General features: G+C 71.4%; 16 protein-coding genes. 6 read left to right on the top strand and 10 right to left on the bottom strand.

Annotated features, from left to right (window positions below; translation table 11 throughout):
• Position 1: 1 nt before the first annotated feature.
• Positions 2–550, top strand: coding sequence for a DUF4245 domain-containing protein (locus QZX64_RS09970; protein ID WP_295659041.1), 549 nt, complete (start codon positions 2–4; stop codon positions 548–550).
• Here QZX64_RS09970 and QZX64_RS09965 read toward each other — a convergent pair.
• Together QZX64_RS09965 and xseA are read right to left on the bottom strand one after the other, a co-directional pair.
• Positions 547–759, bottom strand: a complete 213-nt coding sequence (locus QZX64_RS09965; RefSeq protein ID WP_295659038.1) for an exodeoxyribonuclease VII small subunit — start codon at positions 757–759, stop codon at positions 547–549. The two genes, QZX64_RS09970 and QZX64_RS09965, sit on opposite strands and share 4 nt — an antisense overlap.
• The gene (gene xseA / locus QZX64_RS09960) at positions 752–2017 is read right to left on the bottom strand and encodes an exodeoxyribonuclease VII large subunit (RefSeq protein ID WP_295659035.1); all 1266 of its coding nucleotides are present in this window, start codon (positions 2015–2017) and stop codon (positions 752–754) included. The genes QZX64_RS09965 and xseA overlap by 8 nt, the downstream gene beginning before the upstream one ends.
• Positions 2018–2103: 86 nt before the next feature.
• On the opposite strand from xseA, the gene QZX64_RS09955 reads away from it, so the two are divergent.
• Together QZX64_RS09955 and QZX64_RS09950 are read left to right on the top strand one after the other, a co-directional pair.
• Positions 2104–3099 (top strand): 4-hydroxy-3-methylbut-2-enyl diphosphate reductase, encoded by a 996-nt coding sequence (locus tag QZX64_RS09955; protein ID WP_295659031.1) that lies wholly within the window; start codon positions 2104–2106, stop codon positions 3097–3099.
• A gap of 9 nt (positions 3100–3108) precedes the next feature.
• Entirely contained in the window at positions 3109–3732 is a 624-nt protein-coding gene (locus tag QZX64_RS09950; protein WP_295659028.1) for an L-threonylcarbamoyladenylate synthase, read from the top strand.
• Here the strand turns inward: QZX64_RS09950 and QZX64_RS09945 are convergent.
• From QZX64_RS09945 to QZX64_RS09935, 3 genes are read right to left on the bottom strand one after another with little or no spacing between them, the layout of a single operon-like run.
• Positions 3692–4105, bottom strand: coding sequence for a DUF6542 domain-containing protein (locus QZX64_RS09945; protein ID WP_295659025.1), 414 nt, complete (start codon positions 4103–4105; stop codon positions 3692–3694). The two genes, QZX64_RS09950 and QZX64_RS09945, sit on opposite strands and share 41 nt — an antisense overlap.
• A 21-nt stretch (positions 4106–4126) precedes the next feature.
• Entirely contained in the window at positions 4127–5305 is a 1179-nt protein-coding gene (locus tag QZX64_RS09940) for a DNA recombination protein RmuC (RefSeq protein ID WP_295659023.1), read from the bottom strand.
• A 57-nt stretch (positions 5306–5362) separates the two neighbouring features.
• Complete coding sequence (locus QZX64_RS09935; protein ID WP_295659021.1) at positions 5363–6154, bottom strand: exodeoxyribonuclease III; 792 nt, start codon at positions 6152–6154, stop codon at positions 5363–5365.
• Positions 6155–6199: 45 nt separating this feature from the next.
• On the opposite strand from QZX64_RS09935, the gene QZX64_RS09930 reads away from it, so the two are divergent.
• Positions 6200–6943: a phosphatidylcholine/phosphatidylserine synthase gene (locus tag QZX64_RS09930; RefSeq protein WP_295659018.1), complete on the top strand. Its 744-nt coding sequence runs from the start codon at positions 6200–6202 to the stop codon at positions 6941–6943.
• Here the strand turns inward: QZX64_RS09930 and QZX64_RS09925 are convergent.
• Positions 6900–8444 carry a PH domain-containing protein gene (locus tag QZX64_RS09925; protein WP_295659014.1) on the bottom strand — a complete coding sequence of 515 codons (1545 nt, stop codon included), beginning with the start codon at positions 8442–8444 and terminating at the stop codon, positions 6900–6902. The genes QZX64_RS09930 and QZX64_RS09925 overlap by 44 nt on opposite strands.
• Positions 8441–8950 (bottom strand): PH domain-containing protein, encoded by a 510-nt coding sequence (locus QZX64_RS09920; RefSeq protein WP_295659012.1) that lies wholly within the window; start codon positions 8948–8950, stop codon positions 8441–8443. The genes QZX64_RS09925 and QZX64_RS09920 overlap by 4 nt, the downstream gene beginning before the upstream one ends.
• A gap of 125 nt (positions 8951–9075) precedes the next feature.
• Here QZX64_RS09920 and QZX64_RS09915 point away from each other — a divergent pair, with 125 nt between their 5' ends.
• Positions 9076–9903, top strand: coding sequence for a matrixin family metalloprotease (locus tag QZX64_RS09915; RefSeq protein ID WP_295659009.1), 828 nt, complete (start codon positions 9076–9078; stop codon positions 9901–9903).
• Between the two features lie 345 nt (positions 9904–10248).
• Positions 10249–11325: a redox-regulated ATPase YchF gene (ychF, locus tag QZX64_RS09910; protein WP_295659007.1), complete on the top strand. Its 1077-nt coding sequence runs from the start codon at positions 10249–10251 to the stop codon at positions 11323–11325.
• Between the two features lie 42 nt (positions 11326–11367).
• Here ychF and QZX64_RS09905 read toward each other — a convergent pair whose 3' ends face one another.
• The 3 genes from QZX64_RS09905 to QZX64_RS09895 form a co-directional block, all read right to left on the bottom strand.
• Entirely contained in the window at positions 11368–12483 is a 1116-nt protein-coding gene (locus tag QZX64_RS09905; RefSeq protein ID WP_295659005.1) for a site-specific integrase, read from the bottom strand.
• A 236-nt stretch (positions 12484–12719) separates the two neighbouring features.
• Positions 12720–13046: a hypothetical protein gene (locus QZX64_RS09900; RefSeq protein ID WP_295659003.1), complete on the bottom strand. Its 327-nt coding sequence runs from the start codon at positions 13044–13046 to the stop codon at positions 12720–12722.
• Positions 13047–13395: 349 nt separating this feature from the next.
• Positions 13396–13695, bottom strand: coding sequence for an AlpA family transcriptional regulator (locus QZX64_RS09895; protein ID WP_295659000.1), 300 nt, complete (start codon positions 13693–13695; stop codon positions 13396–13398).
• Positions 13696–14213: the final 518 nt, after the last annotated feature.

Raw genomic sequence — 14213 nt, 5'->3', positions numbered from 1 at the left:
GGTGAGTGAGCAGGCGGGTCGGTACCAGCGCTCGGCCGGAGGCATGATCGGCGCGCTGATCGTGACCGTCGCCGTCATCGCCGCCTACATCGGCCTCCGCGCCCTCAACCGCGAGGAGGTCGACGTACGCCCCGACACCGTCGACTACCTCGACACGGTCGCCACGCTGCAGGAGTCGGGCCGTGCGGTGGCCTACCCGCCCACGGTGCCCGAGGGCTGGCGCGCCACGAGCATCGACGTGGTGCCCGGTGACCGACCCGCCTGGGGCCTCGGTGTGCTGACCGGCGAGGGCGCGTTCGTCGGCGTGCGGCAGGCCGACGAGTCGGTCGACGACCTGGTCGAGGCCTACGTCGACGAGCAGGCCGCCGAGGGGGACCCGATCTCCACGCCCGGTGCGCTGGCTCCGCGGTGGGAGACGTGGACCGACGAGGGGGGCGACGTCGGCTACGCCGCGGAGGTCGACGGCGAGACGGTGCTGGTCTACGGGTCGGCCGGGGCGGAGGAGGTGCGGCGGCTGCTCGAGCTGCTCACCACGGAGCCCACGGCCTAGGGCCGGTCGGCCTCGACGACCTCGTCGAGGCGCTTGCGGGCGCCGTCGAGCCACCCCTGGCAGGCGGTGGCCAGCGCCTCGCCGCGCTCCCACAGGGCGAGGGACTCCTCGAGGGTCGTGCCGCCCGCCTCGAGGGTGCGCACGACCTCGACGAGCTGCTCGCGGGCCTCCTCGTAGGACAGCTGGTCGGGTGCGACGTCGTCAGCCATGGGTGCCTCCTGCTGCTGGGGGTGGTTCGAGTGGTCGGTCGAGTGCCTCGACGCGGTCGGTGGTGGCGTGGACGCGGCCGTCGGAGACCCGCACCGAGACCGCCCCACCCGGCCCGACACCCGCGATGGAGGTCACGACGCGGCCCTCGGCGTCCTGCAGGACGGCGTACCCCCGCTGCAGCGTCGCCAGCGGCGAGAGCGCCCGCGCCCGGGCGCGGCGGTGGTCGATGTCGTCGGCCGCCCGGTCGAGCCGGTGCGCGAGGGTGCGGCGAGCCCGCTCCCGCAGGCCGGTCAGCTCCTCGACGCGGGCGTCGAGCAGGGTGCGGGGGTCGGCCAGGGCCGGCCGGGAGCGCAGTGCCTCGAGCCCGGACTGCTCGCGGTCGAGCCACTGGCCGAGCAGGATGCGGATGCGACCCCGCGCCCAGTCGACGCCCTGGACCTCCTCGACGACGTCGGGCACGACCCGGCGCGCGGCGTCGGTCGGCGTGGAGGCCCGGACGTCGGCGACCAGGTCGAGCAGCGGCTGGTCGGGCTCGTGGCCGATGGCCGAGACGACGGGGGTGCGCACCGCGTGGACGGCGCGGACCAGGCCCTCGTCGGAGAACGGGAGGAGGTCCTCCAGCGAGCCGCCGCCGCGGGCGACGACGATGACGTCGACGTCGGGGTGCCGGTCGAGCCGCTCCACGGCCTCGATGACCTCCGCGGCCGAGCGGGGCCCCTGCATCGCGGCGTACGCCACCTCGAAGCGGACGGCCGGCCAGCGCCGGGTCGCGTTGTCGACGACGTCGCGCTCGGCGGCCGACCTCGGTGCCGTCACCAGCCCGACGCAGGCCGGCAGGAAGGGCAGCGATCGCTTGAGCTCCGGTGCGAACAGGCCCTCGGCGGCCAGCAGCTGGCGCCGGCGCTCCAGGCGTGCCAGCAGCTCGCCGAGCCCGACCATCCGGATCTCGCGGGCCTGCAGCGAGAGCGTGCCGCGGTTGGGGTAGTACGACGCCTTGGCGTGGACGACGACGCTGGCCCCCTCGACCAGGGGCGGGTCGAGGCTGTCGAGGAGGCTGCGCGCGCAGGTGACGGTGACCGAGATGTCGGCCACCGAGTCGCGCAGGGTCATGAACACGGTCTGCACGCCGGGGCGCCGGGTCACCTGGGCGATCTGGCCCTCGACCCAGACGCTGCCGAGCCGGTCGATCCACGACGAGATCGCGCTGGCGATCTGCCGGACCGGTGCCGGCTGCGTGGGGGAGGTCTCGAGGGCCACGGCGGTGAGCCTACGGGTGGGCGGGGACACCCGGGGGCCGGGCTTCTCGACTTCGCTCGCGCACCGGCCACGCCTAGACTCTGGGCATGACCGACCTCGGTGTGCCCGCCGTCCTGAGCCCTGGCGAGGCCAAGGCCGTGCTCCTCGCGGCCCCGCGCGGCTACTGCGCCGGCGTCGACCGGGCCGTGATCACGGTCGAGAAGGCGCTCGACCTGTACGGCTCCCCGGTCTACGTCCGCAAGCAGATCGTGCACAACAAGCACGTCGTCGCCGACCTCGAGGCCCGCGGCGCGATCTTCGTGGAGGAGCTCGACGAGGTGCCGGCCGGCGCGACCGTGGTCTTCTCGGCCCACGGCGTCTCGCCGGAGGTGCACCGGCAGGCCGAGACCCGCGACCTGAAGACCATCGACGCCACCTGCCCGCTCGTCACCAAGGTGCACCACGAGGCGAAGCGCTTCGCCGCCGACGACTACGACATCCTGCTGATCGGCCACGAGGGCCACGAGGAGGTCGAGGGCACCGCCGGCGAGGCGCCCGAGCACATCCAGCTCGTGCAGTCGCCCGACGACGTCGCCGGCATCGTGGTGCGCGACCCGGCCCGCGTCTCGTGGCTGTCCCAGACGACGCTCTCGGTCGACGAGACGCTGGAGACGGTCGCCGCGATCCGTGAGCGCTTCCCACTGCTGGTCGACCCGCCCAGCGACGACATCTGCTACGCCACCCAGAACCGCCAGCTCGCCGTCAAGGAGATCGCCGCCGACTCCGACCTGGTGATCGTGGTGGGGTCCGGCAACTCCTCCAACTCGGTCCGCCTCGTCGAGGTCGCGCTCGAGGCCGGCGCCAAGGCGTCGTACCGCGTCGACGACGTCACCGAGATCGACGAGGCGTGGCTCGAGGGCGTGCAGAAGGTCAGCGTCACCTCCGGCGCATCGGTGCCGGAGGAGCTCGTGCAGGGCGTCCTGGCCTACCTCGGCGAGCGCGGGTTCCCCGACGCGCGCGCGGTGCACAGCGCGGAGGAGTCGCTCATCTTCGCCCTGCCGCCGGAGCTCCGCCGCGACCTGCGGCTGGCGCAGCGGGCCTGAGGCACGAGCATGGCCCGCTTCGTGGACCTGCACCCCGACAACCCCCAGCCGCGCCTGGTGGGGCAGGTCGTCGAGGCCCTGCGCGACGACGCGCTCATCGCCTACCCGACCGACTCCGGCTACGCGCTGGGCTGCCAGCTCGGCAACCGCGACGGCCGCGACCGGATCCTGCGCATCCGCGACCTCGACGAGCGCCACCACTTCACGCTCATGTGCAGGGACTTCTCGCAGCTCGGGCAGTTCGTGCATGTCGACAACTCGGCGTTCCGGGCGATCAAGGCAGCCGTGCCCGGGCCGTACACGTTCATCCTGCCCGCCACCGGCGAGGTGCCGCGCCGGCTGATGCACCCGAAGAAGAAGACGGTCGGGGTGCGCATCCCCGACCACGCGGTCGTCTGGGCGATCCTCGAGGAGCTCGGCGAGCCGATGCTCACCAGCACGCTGATCCTCCCCGGCGAGGACGAGGCCCGCACCATGGGCTGGGAGATCAAGGAGGACCTCGACCACTCGGTCGACGTCGTCGTGGAGGCGGGGGAGACCACCGCGCAGCCCACCACGGTCATCGACTGGTCGGAGGGGCAGCCCGAGGTGCTCAGGGTCGGGGCCGGCGACCCGGCTCGGTTCGAGTCCTGACCGCGAGCGTCGCCAGGCACAGCGCGTAGCCCGACACCAGCGCACCGCTGTGGTGGGCGAGCCCGCTCACCGTGGCCTGGACGACGCCGTCACGGCTCTCGGCGATCACGCCGGGCGCCACCAGCCCCAGCAGCACGAACACCGCGAGCATCATCAGCGGGGGCAGCACCCCGACGGTGAAGAAGTCGCTGGTGCGCACCGCCAGGGCCAGCGCCAGGCACAGGACGACGAAGCACAGGTCGAAGAAGAGCGAGAGCTCACCGACCAGCAGCACGTTGATGACCACGACGGTGAGCACGGCGGCCAGGCCGAGCGCCACGACGTGGCGGCCCGGCTCGACTCCCGCGGCCGGCGCGGAGCGCGTCTGACTCACGCCGTCACCGTACGGCGGGGCTCAGGCTCCGCTCGCGCGCCGCGCCGTGCCGTCGCCCGACTCACCAGCGGCGTCGCCGTCGGCCCTCGGCGTGCCCCAGGACAGGTCGAGGGTGTCGTCGAGCGGATCGGCGTCACGGCCGAGGGCGGCCAGGTCGCGGGAGAACTCGGCGGCCGCGAGGCTGCGCGGCGTGACCTCCACCTGCTCCACCTCGGGCAACGGGTCGTCGGTGACTCCCAGCTCGTGGAAGCGCCGGGCGGACACCAGCACGCGCCCCTCGATCGACCCCACGGCCTGGTTGTAGGAACCGACCGCCGCGGCCAGCGAGCGGCCGAGGCGGGCGAGGTTGCCGCCCATGGTCGCCAGCCGCTCGTGCAGCTCGCGGCCGAGCCGCTGGACCTCGGCGGCCTGGTCGGCCAGCCGCTCGTGCGACCAGCCGTGCGCGACCGTGCGCAGCAGGGCGATGAGCGTCGTGGGCGTGGCCAGGATGACGCGCCGCTCGGCGGCGTGCTCGAGCAGGTCGGTCTGGGCGTCGAGCGCCGCGGACAGGAAGGCCTCGGCCGGCACGAACATCACCACGAACTCCGGCGACTCGGTGAGAGCCCGCCAGTAGGCCTTGTCGCCGAGGGTGTCGACGTGGTGGCGCAGCTGGGCGGCGTGCCGGGCCAGGTGGTGGGCCCGCAGCTCGTCGTCGTCGGTGGCCGTGGCGTCGAGGAAGGCGTCGAGCGGCACCTTGGCGTCCACCACGATCGAGCGCCCGCCGGCCAGCCGCACCACCAGGTCGGGGCGCAGCGACCCGTCGGCGAGGCGCACCTGCTCGGTGAAGTCGCACCGGTCGACGAGGCCGGCGAGCTCGACGGCGCGCCGAAGGTGGAGCTCGCCCCACCGGCCGCGCACCTGCGGCTTGCGCAGCGCCGTGGAGAGCGAGGCGGTCTCGCGGCGCAGCGTGTCGGTGGAGAGCCGCATGCCCTCCACCTGGGCGTCGAAGTGACCCTGCCACTGCGCACGCTCGCGCTCGAGGTCGACGAGCTGGCGCTGCAGCCGCTCCAGGCCGTGCGCCACCACCGCCTGGTCGGCCGCCCGCGCCTCCAACGCGGCGTGCGCGACGCCGGTGCCCCGCGAGCGGCTCCAGAGCACCCCGACGAGCAGCCCGAGGGCGAGCCCGGTGACCAGGGTGAGGAACAGCGACAGGATCTCCATGGTCGCGAGCATGGCGCAGGGCACCGACAGTCCGGCGTCCGGCTCCCGATGTCGGGGTCAGTTCGCCAGGTCCACCACGACCGGCGCGTGGTCCGAGGGGGAGCCGGTGCCCCGGGCCGGGTCGCGCTCGTCCCGGTCCACGAACGCACCGGTGACCCGGGAGGCGAGGGAGGGGGAGCCGAGCACGAAGTCGATGCGCAGGCCACGGTTGCGCTCGAAGCGCTGGCGGTAGTAGTCCCAGTAGGTGTAGCCGTCCGGGCCGGGCGTGAAGGGGCGGGCGGCGTCGGCCCAGCCGTCGTCGAGGAAGGCCTGGAACGCTGCCCGCTCCCGCGGGGTGACGTGCGTCGACTTCGCGAACTGCGCCGGGTCGAAGACGTCCTCGTCGGTCGGGCACACGTTCCAGTCGCCCACGATCGCGGCGTCCTGGGCCAGCCACGGCGCCGACGCCGCGCGCAGCCGGGCCAGCCAGTCGAGCTTGTAGAGGTAGTGGGGGTCATCGGGCTTGCGCCCGTTGGGCACGTACACCGACCACACGCGTACGCCGCCCGCGAGCGCGCCGATCGCCCGGGACTCGGCGGCCACCGGGTCGCCGTACCCCGGCATGGCGTCGAAGCCCACCTGGACGTCCTGGAGGCCGACGCGGCTGAGGATCGCGACGCCGTTCCACTGGTTGGTGCCGGCGGCCGCGACCTCGTAGCCCAGCGACTCCAGGCCCATCAGCGGCAGCTGGTCCATGCGGGCCTTGGTCTCCTGCAGGGCCAGCACGTCGACGTCCCGGCGTTGCAGGAAGCCCTCCACGCGGTCGATGCGGGAGCGGAGGGAGTTGACGTTCCAGGTGGCCAGACGCACGCGCCAACCCTAACGATGCGGCGAGCATCCCCTAGCCTCGTGCCCATGGAGAGGGTTACCGCCTGGTCGGTGCACGCGTACACCGCCGTCGGGTCGGTGCTCGCGCTGCTCATGGTGCACTTCGCCTACCGCAGCGACGTGCAGACCGTGCTGTGGCTCTTCCTGGTCGCGATGTTCGTGGACGGCACCGACGGGTTCATGGCCCGGCACTTCCGCGTCAAGGAGGTCGTGCCCGAGTTCGACGGCGCCCTCCTCGACAACATCGTGGACTACCTGACCTACGCGTTCGCGCCGATGGTGCTGCTGTGGGCCAACGGCTACCTGCCCGACGGGGCGTGGGGCGGCGTGGTGGCCTGCCTGCCGCTGGTGGCCTCCTGCTACCAGTTCTGCCGCTCCGACGCGAAGACCGACGACCACTTCTTCCTCGGCTTCCCCAGCTACTGGAACGTCGTGGCGTTCTACGTGGTGGTGGTGGGGATGTCGGTCTCCGTCACCACGGCGCTGCTGCTGGTCTTCACGGTGCTGGTGTTCGTGCCCGTGAAGTACCTCTACCCCTCGCGCACCGAGGACCTGTGGTACCTCAACATGAGCTTCTCGGCCGCCTGGCTGGCTGTCTTCGGCGTCATCGTGGCGCAGCTGCCCGACCCCTCGACCTCGCTCATCGTGGTGTCGCTGGCCTACCCGGTCTACTACACCGCGGTCAGCCTGTGGCTGACGCTGCGCACCGCGCACACCACGCGCCGCGTCAACTCGGCCGGTCGTCCTGCCGACGAGGCAGCCAGGCCGTGAGCAGGCCCGGGGTCGCCGCGTCGGCGACCTCGACGGCGCGGCCGACCGGCAGGTCGACGATGCGCACGCTCTCGGCCCCGGCGGCTGTGGTGGCGACGAGCGTCGCCAGCCCGAGGCGGCGCTGGAAGAACGACTGCACCACGACCCAGCCGATGATGCCCTCGGACTCCAGGATCGTACGCCGCCGCGTCGTCACCCCGTCGCCGGAGACCAGGTGGCCGGACGTCAACGCATGGCCCAGGTGCCGGTAGGCCGACTCGCCGAGGACCACGCCGAGCGGGAGCAGGACGACGGCGAGCATCGCGACGGGCCACCACGGCAGGTCCAGGGCCACCGTCGCGGCGCCCGCACCGGCGACCAGGAGCAGCGGGAGCCAGAGCGAACGGACGATGCTGCGGCGGCGGGCCGCGGCACCGTGCCGGAGCGTCGGCACGTCGAGGGGCTCCGTGCCCGGGAGCACGTCGGCGCCCACGCGGCGTACGACGCTCACGGGCGCCGGCGGGAGGATCGCGGTGACGCCGTTCTCGACGCCGGTGGCCAGCGTCGACAGCTCGGCGCCGCCGACCACGCGCAGGAGCAGCGGCTCGTCGAGGACGAGCCCCCGCACCCGGCTCTCCTCGACGCTGACGGACTTGGTGGTGAGGAGGCCGGCCGTCAGGTGCAGCGACCCGTGCTCCCGGGTCAGCCGCAGGCCGAACCACTGCACGACGTAGCCGCCGACCGAGATGAACAGCCACGCCACGAGGGCGAGCACGAACAGCACGGCCGCCACCAGCGGGATCGCGAACGACACCACCCACTCCCAGGCGCCGGAGAGGTGCTCGGCGTCGAGGAGGGGCAGGTCGTCGGCGAACTGCGAGAACGCGCCGAGGGCCGCCGCGACGACGACGAGGCGCGAGAGGCTGAAGGGCGCGAAGCGCAACCACGACCAGTCGATGGTGGCCAGCACCTCGGCCGGCTCGACCGGCGCGGGAGGAGCCTGCGTCGCGAGCACGTCCCCGAAGTCGTGAGCGTCCGGGGAGTCCGGCGCCGTCGCCGTCGCCGTGGCCGTGCGCTGGGCCAGCAGCAGCCCCCGTAGCCCCGCGGCGTCCTCCCGGGCGATCGTGTCGAGCTTGATGCGCGTCTCGTCGACACCGGTGCCGATGTTGACCGTGGTCACCCCCAGCACCCGCTGCACCAGCGAGCTCTCCAGGTCGACGCTGCGGACCCGGTCGAGCGGAGCGGTCACCATCGTCTTGTTCAGCCAGCCCGAGCGGTGCTCGAGGCGTGACCCGGTGATGCGGTAGCGCGTCGTGAGCCACGGCAGCAGGCCGAGCACGAGCGGCACCAGCACGATCGGCAGCGACCACCACCACTGCATGCCGTCGGAGCGGCTGACGCCGAAGACGGCGACGACGGCCGGCACCAGGAACTGGCGCAGTGCGCGCAACGGCCCGATGACCAGCAGCCGTGGGTCGAGGCGCTGCCACTCGACCTCCGGCACCGTGGACTGGTCGGTCACGTGGCGTCGCCCTGGGAGGCACCGGTGATGGCGACCAGGTCGGCGACCACGCGCCGGGCCTCGTCCTGGTCGAGCCCGACGATCGTCAGCGGACCCGCGGCCGAGGCGGTCGTGACCACGAGCGTCGAGAGCCGGAACACCCGCATCAGGGCGCCCTGCTGGGAGTCGACGGTCTGCACCCGCGACAGGGGAGCGATGCGGGTCTCGCGGCTGATCCACCCCGACCGCGTGTGGATCGCCGTCTCGGTGACCTCCCACCGGTGCACGCGGAAGCGGATGCTCGGCATCGCCACGACGTAGGCGACCTCGACGGCGACGAGCAGCACCAGGAGGGTGGTGCCCCACCACGGCCGGCCGTCCATCACCCACGGCATCGCGACGTACGCCGCCACCAGCAGGCCGACGAGGACCACCGCACCGATCGCCGCACCGACCCGCCAGTAGGTCACCGCCCGAGGGCTCACCTGGTGCGCGGGGTCGCGCAGCGTCGTCGTCACGTCCGTCATGGGGACGAGCCTCGCAGAACCTGCAAGTCGTCGCATCGCACGAACCTGGCCCAGGGGGACTGTGGTCACGGGGCTCGTCCCGGGAGTTCTATGACGCATCCCAACTTTCCCTTGAAGGAAGTGTCATGAACCGAAGCAAGCTCACCAGGATCGTCGCCGCGATCGCCGGCGTCTCCGCCCTCACCCTCGGGGGGATGACGGCGGCCGACGCCAAGGTCGCCTCGAACGACGTGCCGTCGTTCAAGAAGTTCGAGCGCTCGACGTACCGCGCGGCCGACGGGCAGTACCTGGTCAACGGCGACGAGCCGATCGGCAGCACGCACTCGCTGCGCGAGTTCTACCGCGGCGTCACGGGCAAGACCGCCAAGGCCAACCGGCACCGGGCGCACGGCCTCATCGTCAACCGCGTCAGCGGCCGCGACGACCGGTGGAGCTCCACCACGGCCCGCAACCTGACCTACTGCGTGAGCAACTACTTCGGGTCCAGCAAGACCGCCATCGTCAACGCCATGGCGCAGGGCGCGGCGATGTGGGAGAGCTCCTCCTCGCGCGTCAACTTCGTCTACGTGCCGTCGCAGGACGCCAACTGCCGCACCAGCAACAACACCGTGCTGTTCTCGGTGGAGCCGGTGCAGACCAGCCAGTACATCGCCCGGGCGTTCTTCCCCAGCACCTCGGACTACCAGCGCAACGTGCTCGTCGACGACTCGATCTTCACCTCGGGCTGGGCACCGGGCAACGTGCTGGGCCACGAGCTCGGGCACACGCTGGGCTTCCGCCACGAGCACACGCGTCCCGAGGCCGGCACCTGCTTCGAGGACAACAACTGGCGTGCGCTGACCGGCTACGACTCGGCCTCGATCATGCACTACCCGCAGTGCAACGGCACCAGCTCCGACCTCCGGTTCAGCGCGACCGACGGCACCGGCGTCCGGGCGCTGTACGGGTCCTGACCCACTGCTGCTCCACCCCCGCTTCCAGCACCGACCCGTCCGACTCGTCCGGGCGGGTCGGTGTCGTTCCGGGCGGGATCTGCGAGTCGTTGCAGTGCATCTTCATGCAGCGCGAAACTCGGGACACGCCCACCGTTGTACGGACAGGCTGTACTCAGGTTCACCCGGACGAGGCCCCCCACCTCCACCGGGTCCCCGGCTCCCACACCCCCCACCGCGGGAGCCGCGGCACGACCGCCGGAACGACCCCGCGACCCCCATGCCGCGGGGTCGTTCGGCGTCCGGGGGTCTCCCGGCCCCGGCTGATTGGGCCGGGGGTGTCGCGCAGACCTAGACTTCCCGCCCGTGGCACTCACCATCGGCATCGTCGGACTCCCCAACGCGGGCAAGTCGACCCTCTTCAACGCGTTGACCAAGAACGACGTCCTCGCGGCGAACTACCCGTTCGCCACCATCGAGCCCAACGTGGGCGTCGTGGGGGTGCCCGATGACCGGCTCCCACGGCTCGCCGAGGTGTTCGGCTCCGCGAAGGTGCTGCCGGCGACCGTCGAGTTCGTCGACATCGCGGGGATCGTCCGCGGCGCCTCGGAGGGCGAGGGCCTGGGCAACAAGTTCCTCTCCCACATCCGTGAGTCGGCCGCGATCTGCCAGGTGACCCGCGTCTTCCGCGACGAGGACGTCACCCACGTCGACGGCGAGGTCAACCCCGGCAACGACATCTCCACCATCTCCACCGAGCTGATCCTGGCCGACCTGCAGACGGTCGAGAAGGCCATCCCGCGGCTGGAGAAGGAGGCCCGCGGCAACAAGGCGCTGGCCGCCAACCTCGAGGCCGCGCGGGAGGCCCTCGCGGCGCTGGAGGCCGGCACCCCGATCATCGCCGCGAAGATCGACCGCTCGCTGATCCGCGAGCTGTCCCTGCTGACCGCGAAGCCGTTCATCTTCGTCTTCAACTGCGACGCCGACGAGCTGGCCGACGAGGACCTCAAGACCCGGATGCGCGAGCTCGTGGCCCCGGCCGAGGCGATCTTCCTCGACGCCAAGTTCGAGGCCGAGCTCGTCGAGCTCGACGACGACGAGGAGGCCCGCGCGATGCTGGCCGAGATGGGCGTCGAGGAGCCGGGCCTGGAGACGCTGGCCCGCGTCGGCTTCGACACCCTCGGGCTGCAGACCTACCTCACCGCCGGCCCCAAGGAGACGCGGGCCTGGACGATCAGGAAGGGCGCCAGCGCCCCCGAGGCCGCCGGCGTGATCCACACCGACTTCCAGCGAGGCTTCATCAAGGCCGAGATCGTCTCCTTCGACGACCTGATGGCGCTCGGCTCGATGGCGAAGGCCAAGGAGGCCGGCAAGGTCCGCATGGAGGGCAAGGACTACCTGATGGCCGACGGCGACGTGGTGGAGTTCCGCTTCAACGTGTGACCCAGAGTCGTTTGCGCAGGTCAGACGGTGTTTTGGGGCGGCCTAGGCCCGTCCTGCCCTCACTGTGCCCTCAGCAGAGCCGGCGACTTCGGCGAACAGGTGCGCGGCCGCGTCCCGTACGCGGTCCTCAGCAGTGGGCCACAGGTGGGCGTAGGTGGTGAGTGTCGTCGTCGACTTCGTGTGGCCCAGAGCGCGCTGGACGGCCACCACGTCGCACCCCGAAGCGATCAGCCCGGAAGCGTAGAAGTGCCGTAGATCGTGCAGTCGCACGTCCGCGACCCCGGCCCTACGCAGCGTGGTGCGCCACCGATGACCGACCGTGTTCTGGTGCGGCGGCAAGTCCTCGACCTCGGCGAAGAGCCAGTCATAGGCCAGTCCCAACGCCACGTGCTCCGAAAGCATCTGAAGCAACGCGTCGGGCACGTGGACGGTGCGCTCGGAGTTGTACTTCGGCAACCGGATCTCCAGCGCGCCGTCGAGACGCTGGACCTGTCGGCGCACGTGCACCTGTCGCCGCAGGAAGTCAACGTCGCCGACCTGCAGGGCGGCCGTCTCCCCGAGCCGCAGTCCGGCGAAGGCGCATAGCCCCACGAACGCGCGGAACCGCGGCTCTGAGGCCTCGAGGACTCTGCGGACGACCTCGGGGGTAGGGATCGTCATGGCTGCCTCGCGCCGGCGAAGCCGCGGCAACCGGACTTGGAGGGTCGGGTCAACCGCGATCATGCCGTCGCGGACGGCCGCTCGGAACACGGAGCGCACGTTGACGAATCGGGTCTTGATCGTGCCCGGCGCGAGCGGACGCGACCGGGTGGCGTTCGCCACGGTCATGGACTTCACCCATGTCTCGACGTGACTGGGACGGATCAGGCGCAGGTCCACGTCGGCAAAAGTCGTCGACCGGGCCGCGAGTGACATTGCTTTCCGAGTCCCGTCGGTCCAGAGCTGGTCTCGTCCCCAGGCCTCGAAGTAGCTCAAGAACGACACCTTCCCCGCTTCGGGGTCGACCCAGCGCCCGCGATCCAAGGCATCGAGCTGCTGACGGCGCCACCGCACGGCATCGACCTGCTTGTCGAAGGTCCGCTGGTGCTGGCGACCCGTCCCAGGGTGGCGGTAGCGGGCCCGCCAGGAGTCACCACGACGGGTGACGCCCTCAGCCATCAGCGTTCCCGGGTTGTGGAGCTATGGAAGCCATGTCATTCCTCTCCGAGGCTCACCACGGTAGCTCCGCCTGCCGACGGTGGTCGAGGTCTGCTACTGGTCGCATCGCACTAGCGACCATCGACTTCGGTCACTGACGCAAATCTCATCTCGTACTCCCGGCATGACCGCACGGAGTGGCCGCCTTCCTGGGTGACCAACCCTGTCCATGGTCCGCTGTCTTCGATCGCGACCGCTCAGTTGCGATTGATGGAGTCATTCGGCTCGTAGTCGTTGGCCAGATGGCGCAGTCGGGCGGCCTCGCGGACGCTCAGATAGCAGGCACCGGCCGTGCGTGCGGGACCCGGCCACCCGAGGTCATGGATCTCGGCGAGGCAGCGGCCGGCACGTCGCTCCAGTCCAGCGACTAGAACGTCTCGTTGCGAAAGGATGTTGAGGATCTCGGCGACAAGGACCTCGACTCGACGTTCCCGTTCCCGTGCCTGTTCCCGACGTGCGCGTTGAGCGGGCGTGCCGCCTTCACCTAGGTTGCGTCGTGTCCGTTGCCGATCGTTCTGGGTCATCGTGCGCCCCGTCGCAGCTGGGAGCGCTGCCCCGGCTTGACTCGTTGCAGCTCGGCTTCGACGCTGCCCCATCGTGCGTCTGAGAGTTGTCCGTTCTCAGCACGCTCACGGATGTCGCGGATGATGCGTCGGCAGGCTGCGGGGGACTCGAGCACTGCGCGCACGTGGTCGTCGAGCTTCGGCTCCCCCTGGACGTACGCGGTTGCAATCGCGCCGTTCGCGGCGGCTCGTCGCTCTTCTGAGGCCGCCCGTCGGCACTGTGGGGAGCACCAGCGGCGCGGTCGCCCTGCAGGACGTGGCGAGACCTCGTGGATGGTGGCGCCGCACCGCGGGCAGGTCCGTTGCTGGATCACTGGTCGCGCTCAAGGTCGGCTGTCCAGGCGAGGACCGTGGTGGCACGCCAACGCAGGTGCTTGCCGACGCGGAACCCATGAGGCCCGTAGCCGGTGGTGCGCCAGCAGTAGACCGTTTGCTTCGGCACCCCGAGGTAGTCGGCGACCTGATCTATGGTCCACAGCTCGCCGACCTCGGCGTCAGCGGCAGCGGAATGGATCGGGGTGCGCGCGCGTGGTGCTTTCCGGGCGGGAGCGAAGCGGTCTAGATGTCCCCAGAGGGCTGGCTGGGCCTGGTCGTCGGTGTCGTTGGTCATGTCGTCGTCTCCTTGCGAGTGGTCGCTCGTTGATCCCTGTCACTTACCTAGGGCGAGTTCGGCTGCTCGTGCGGTCACCGCACGCCGACTAACCGCCCAACCCCCGCTCGCCGCCCGCGTCCCTCGGATAGGTGCTCCGCGCTCGTAGGGCATTCCGTCCGCCGGAATCCGGCCGACAATGCAAGAGGTGTGTGGCACTTGGAATGTCGCGGTGGTCCTCGGGGGGACGCGCGGTCTTCGTATGACGGGCGGGAGTGCGTCGGTCAGGCGGCGCGGGGTGGCCATCGCGGTGCTGGGCCAGCGCCAGCGGACCGGACGAGACGGTCTGATCAGCCTTCCCAGGTCAGTCTGGTCGGGACATCACCGTTGAATAGGGACTGCCGCGCCACGGACTATGAGACCGGCGTGGCGGTTCCCAACACCCTCATCGCGGCATGAGCGTGCACTCCTGGGTGGACAGAATCAGGAGGTAACGGCGCGTTCGCGTGCTGTCCGCCTGCTGGCCAGCACGAAGGCTC

Source organism: uncultured Nocardioides sp. (assembly GCF_902805925.1).
Classification (GTDB): Bacteria; Actinomycetota; Actinomycetes; order Propionibacteriales; family Nocardioidaceae; genus Nocardioides.
This window is presented reverse-complemented; position numbering and strand designations above follow the sequence as displayed.

What these genes read in the sequence shown, in the direction of transcription:
- QZX64_RS09965 (WP_295659038.1), bottom strand. Translation starts at nt 759, where the DNA reads ATGGCTGACGACGTCGCACCCGACCAGCTGTCCTACGAGGAGGCCCGC.
- QZX64_RS09955 (WP_295659031.1), top strand. Translation starts at nt 2,104, where the DNA reads ATGACCGACCTCGGTGTGCCCGCCGTCCTGAGCCCTGGCGAGGCCAAG.
- QZX64_RS09950 (WP_295659028.1), top strand. Translation starts at nt 3,109, where the DNA reads ATGGCCCGCTTCGTGGACCTGCACCCCGACAACCCCCAGCCGCGCCTG.
- QZX64_RS09940 (WP_295659023.1), bottom strand. Translation starts at nt 5,305, where the DNA reads ATGGAGATCCTGTCGCTGTTCCTCACCCTGGTCACCGGGCTCGCCCTC.
- QZX64_RS09930 (WP_295659018.1), top strand. Translation starts at nt 6,200, where the DNA reads ATGGAGAGGGTTACCGCCTGGTCGGTGCACGCGTACACCGCCGTCGGG.
- QZX64_RS09920 (WP_295659012.1), bottom strand. Translation starts at nt 8,950, where the DNA reads ATGACGGACGTGACGACGACGCTGCGCGACCCCGCGCACCAGGTGAGC.
- QZX64_RS09915 (WP_295659009.1), top strand. Translation starts at nt 9,076, where the DNA reads ATGAACCGAAGCAAGCTCACCAGGATCGTCGCCGCGATCGCCGGCGTC.
- QZX64_RS09905 (WP_295659005.1), bottom strand. Translation starts at nt 12,483, where the DNA reads ATGGCTGAGGGCGTCACCCGTCGTGGTGACTCCTGGCGGGCCCGCTAC.
- QZX64_RS09900 (WP_295659003.1), bottom strand. Translation starts at nt 13,046, where the DNA reads ATGACCCAGAACGATCGGCAACGGACACGACGCAACCTAGGTGAAGGC.
- QZX64_RS09895 (WP_295659000.1), bottom strand. Translation starts at nt 13,695, where the DNA reads ATGACCAACGACACCGACGACCAGGCCCAGCCAGCCCTCTGGGGACAT.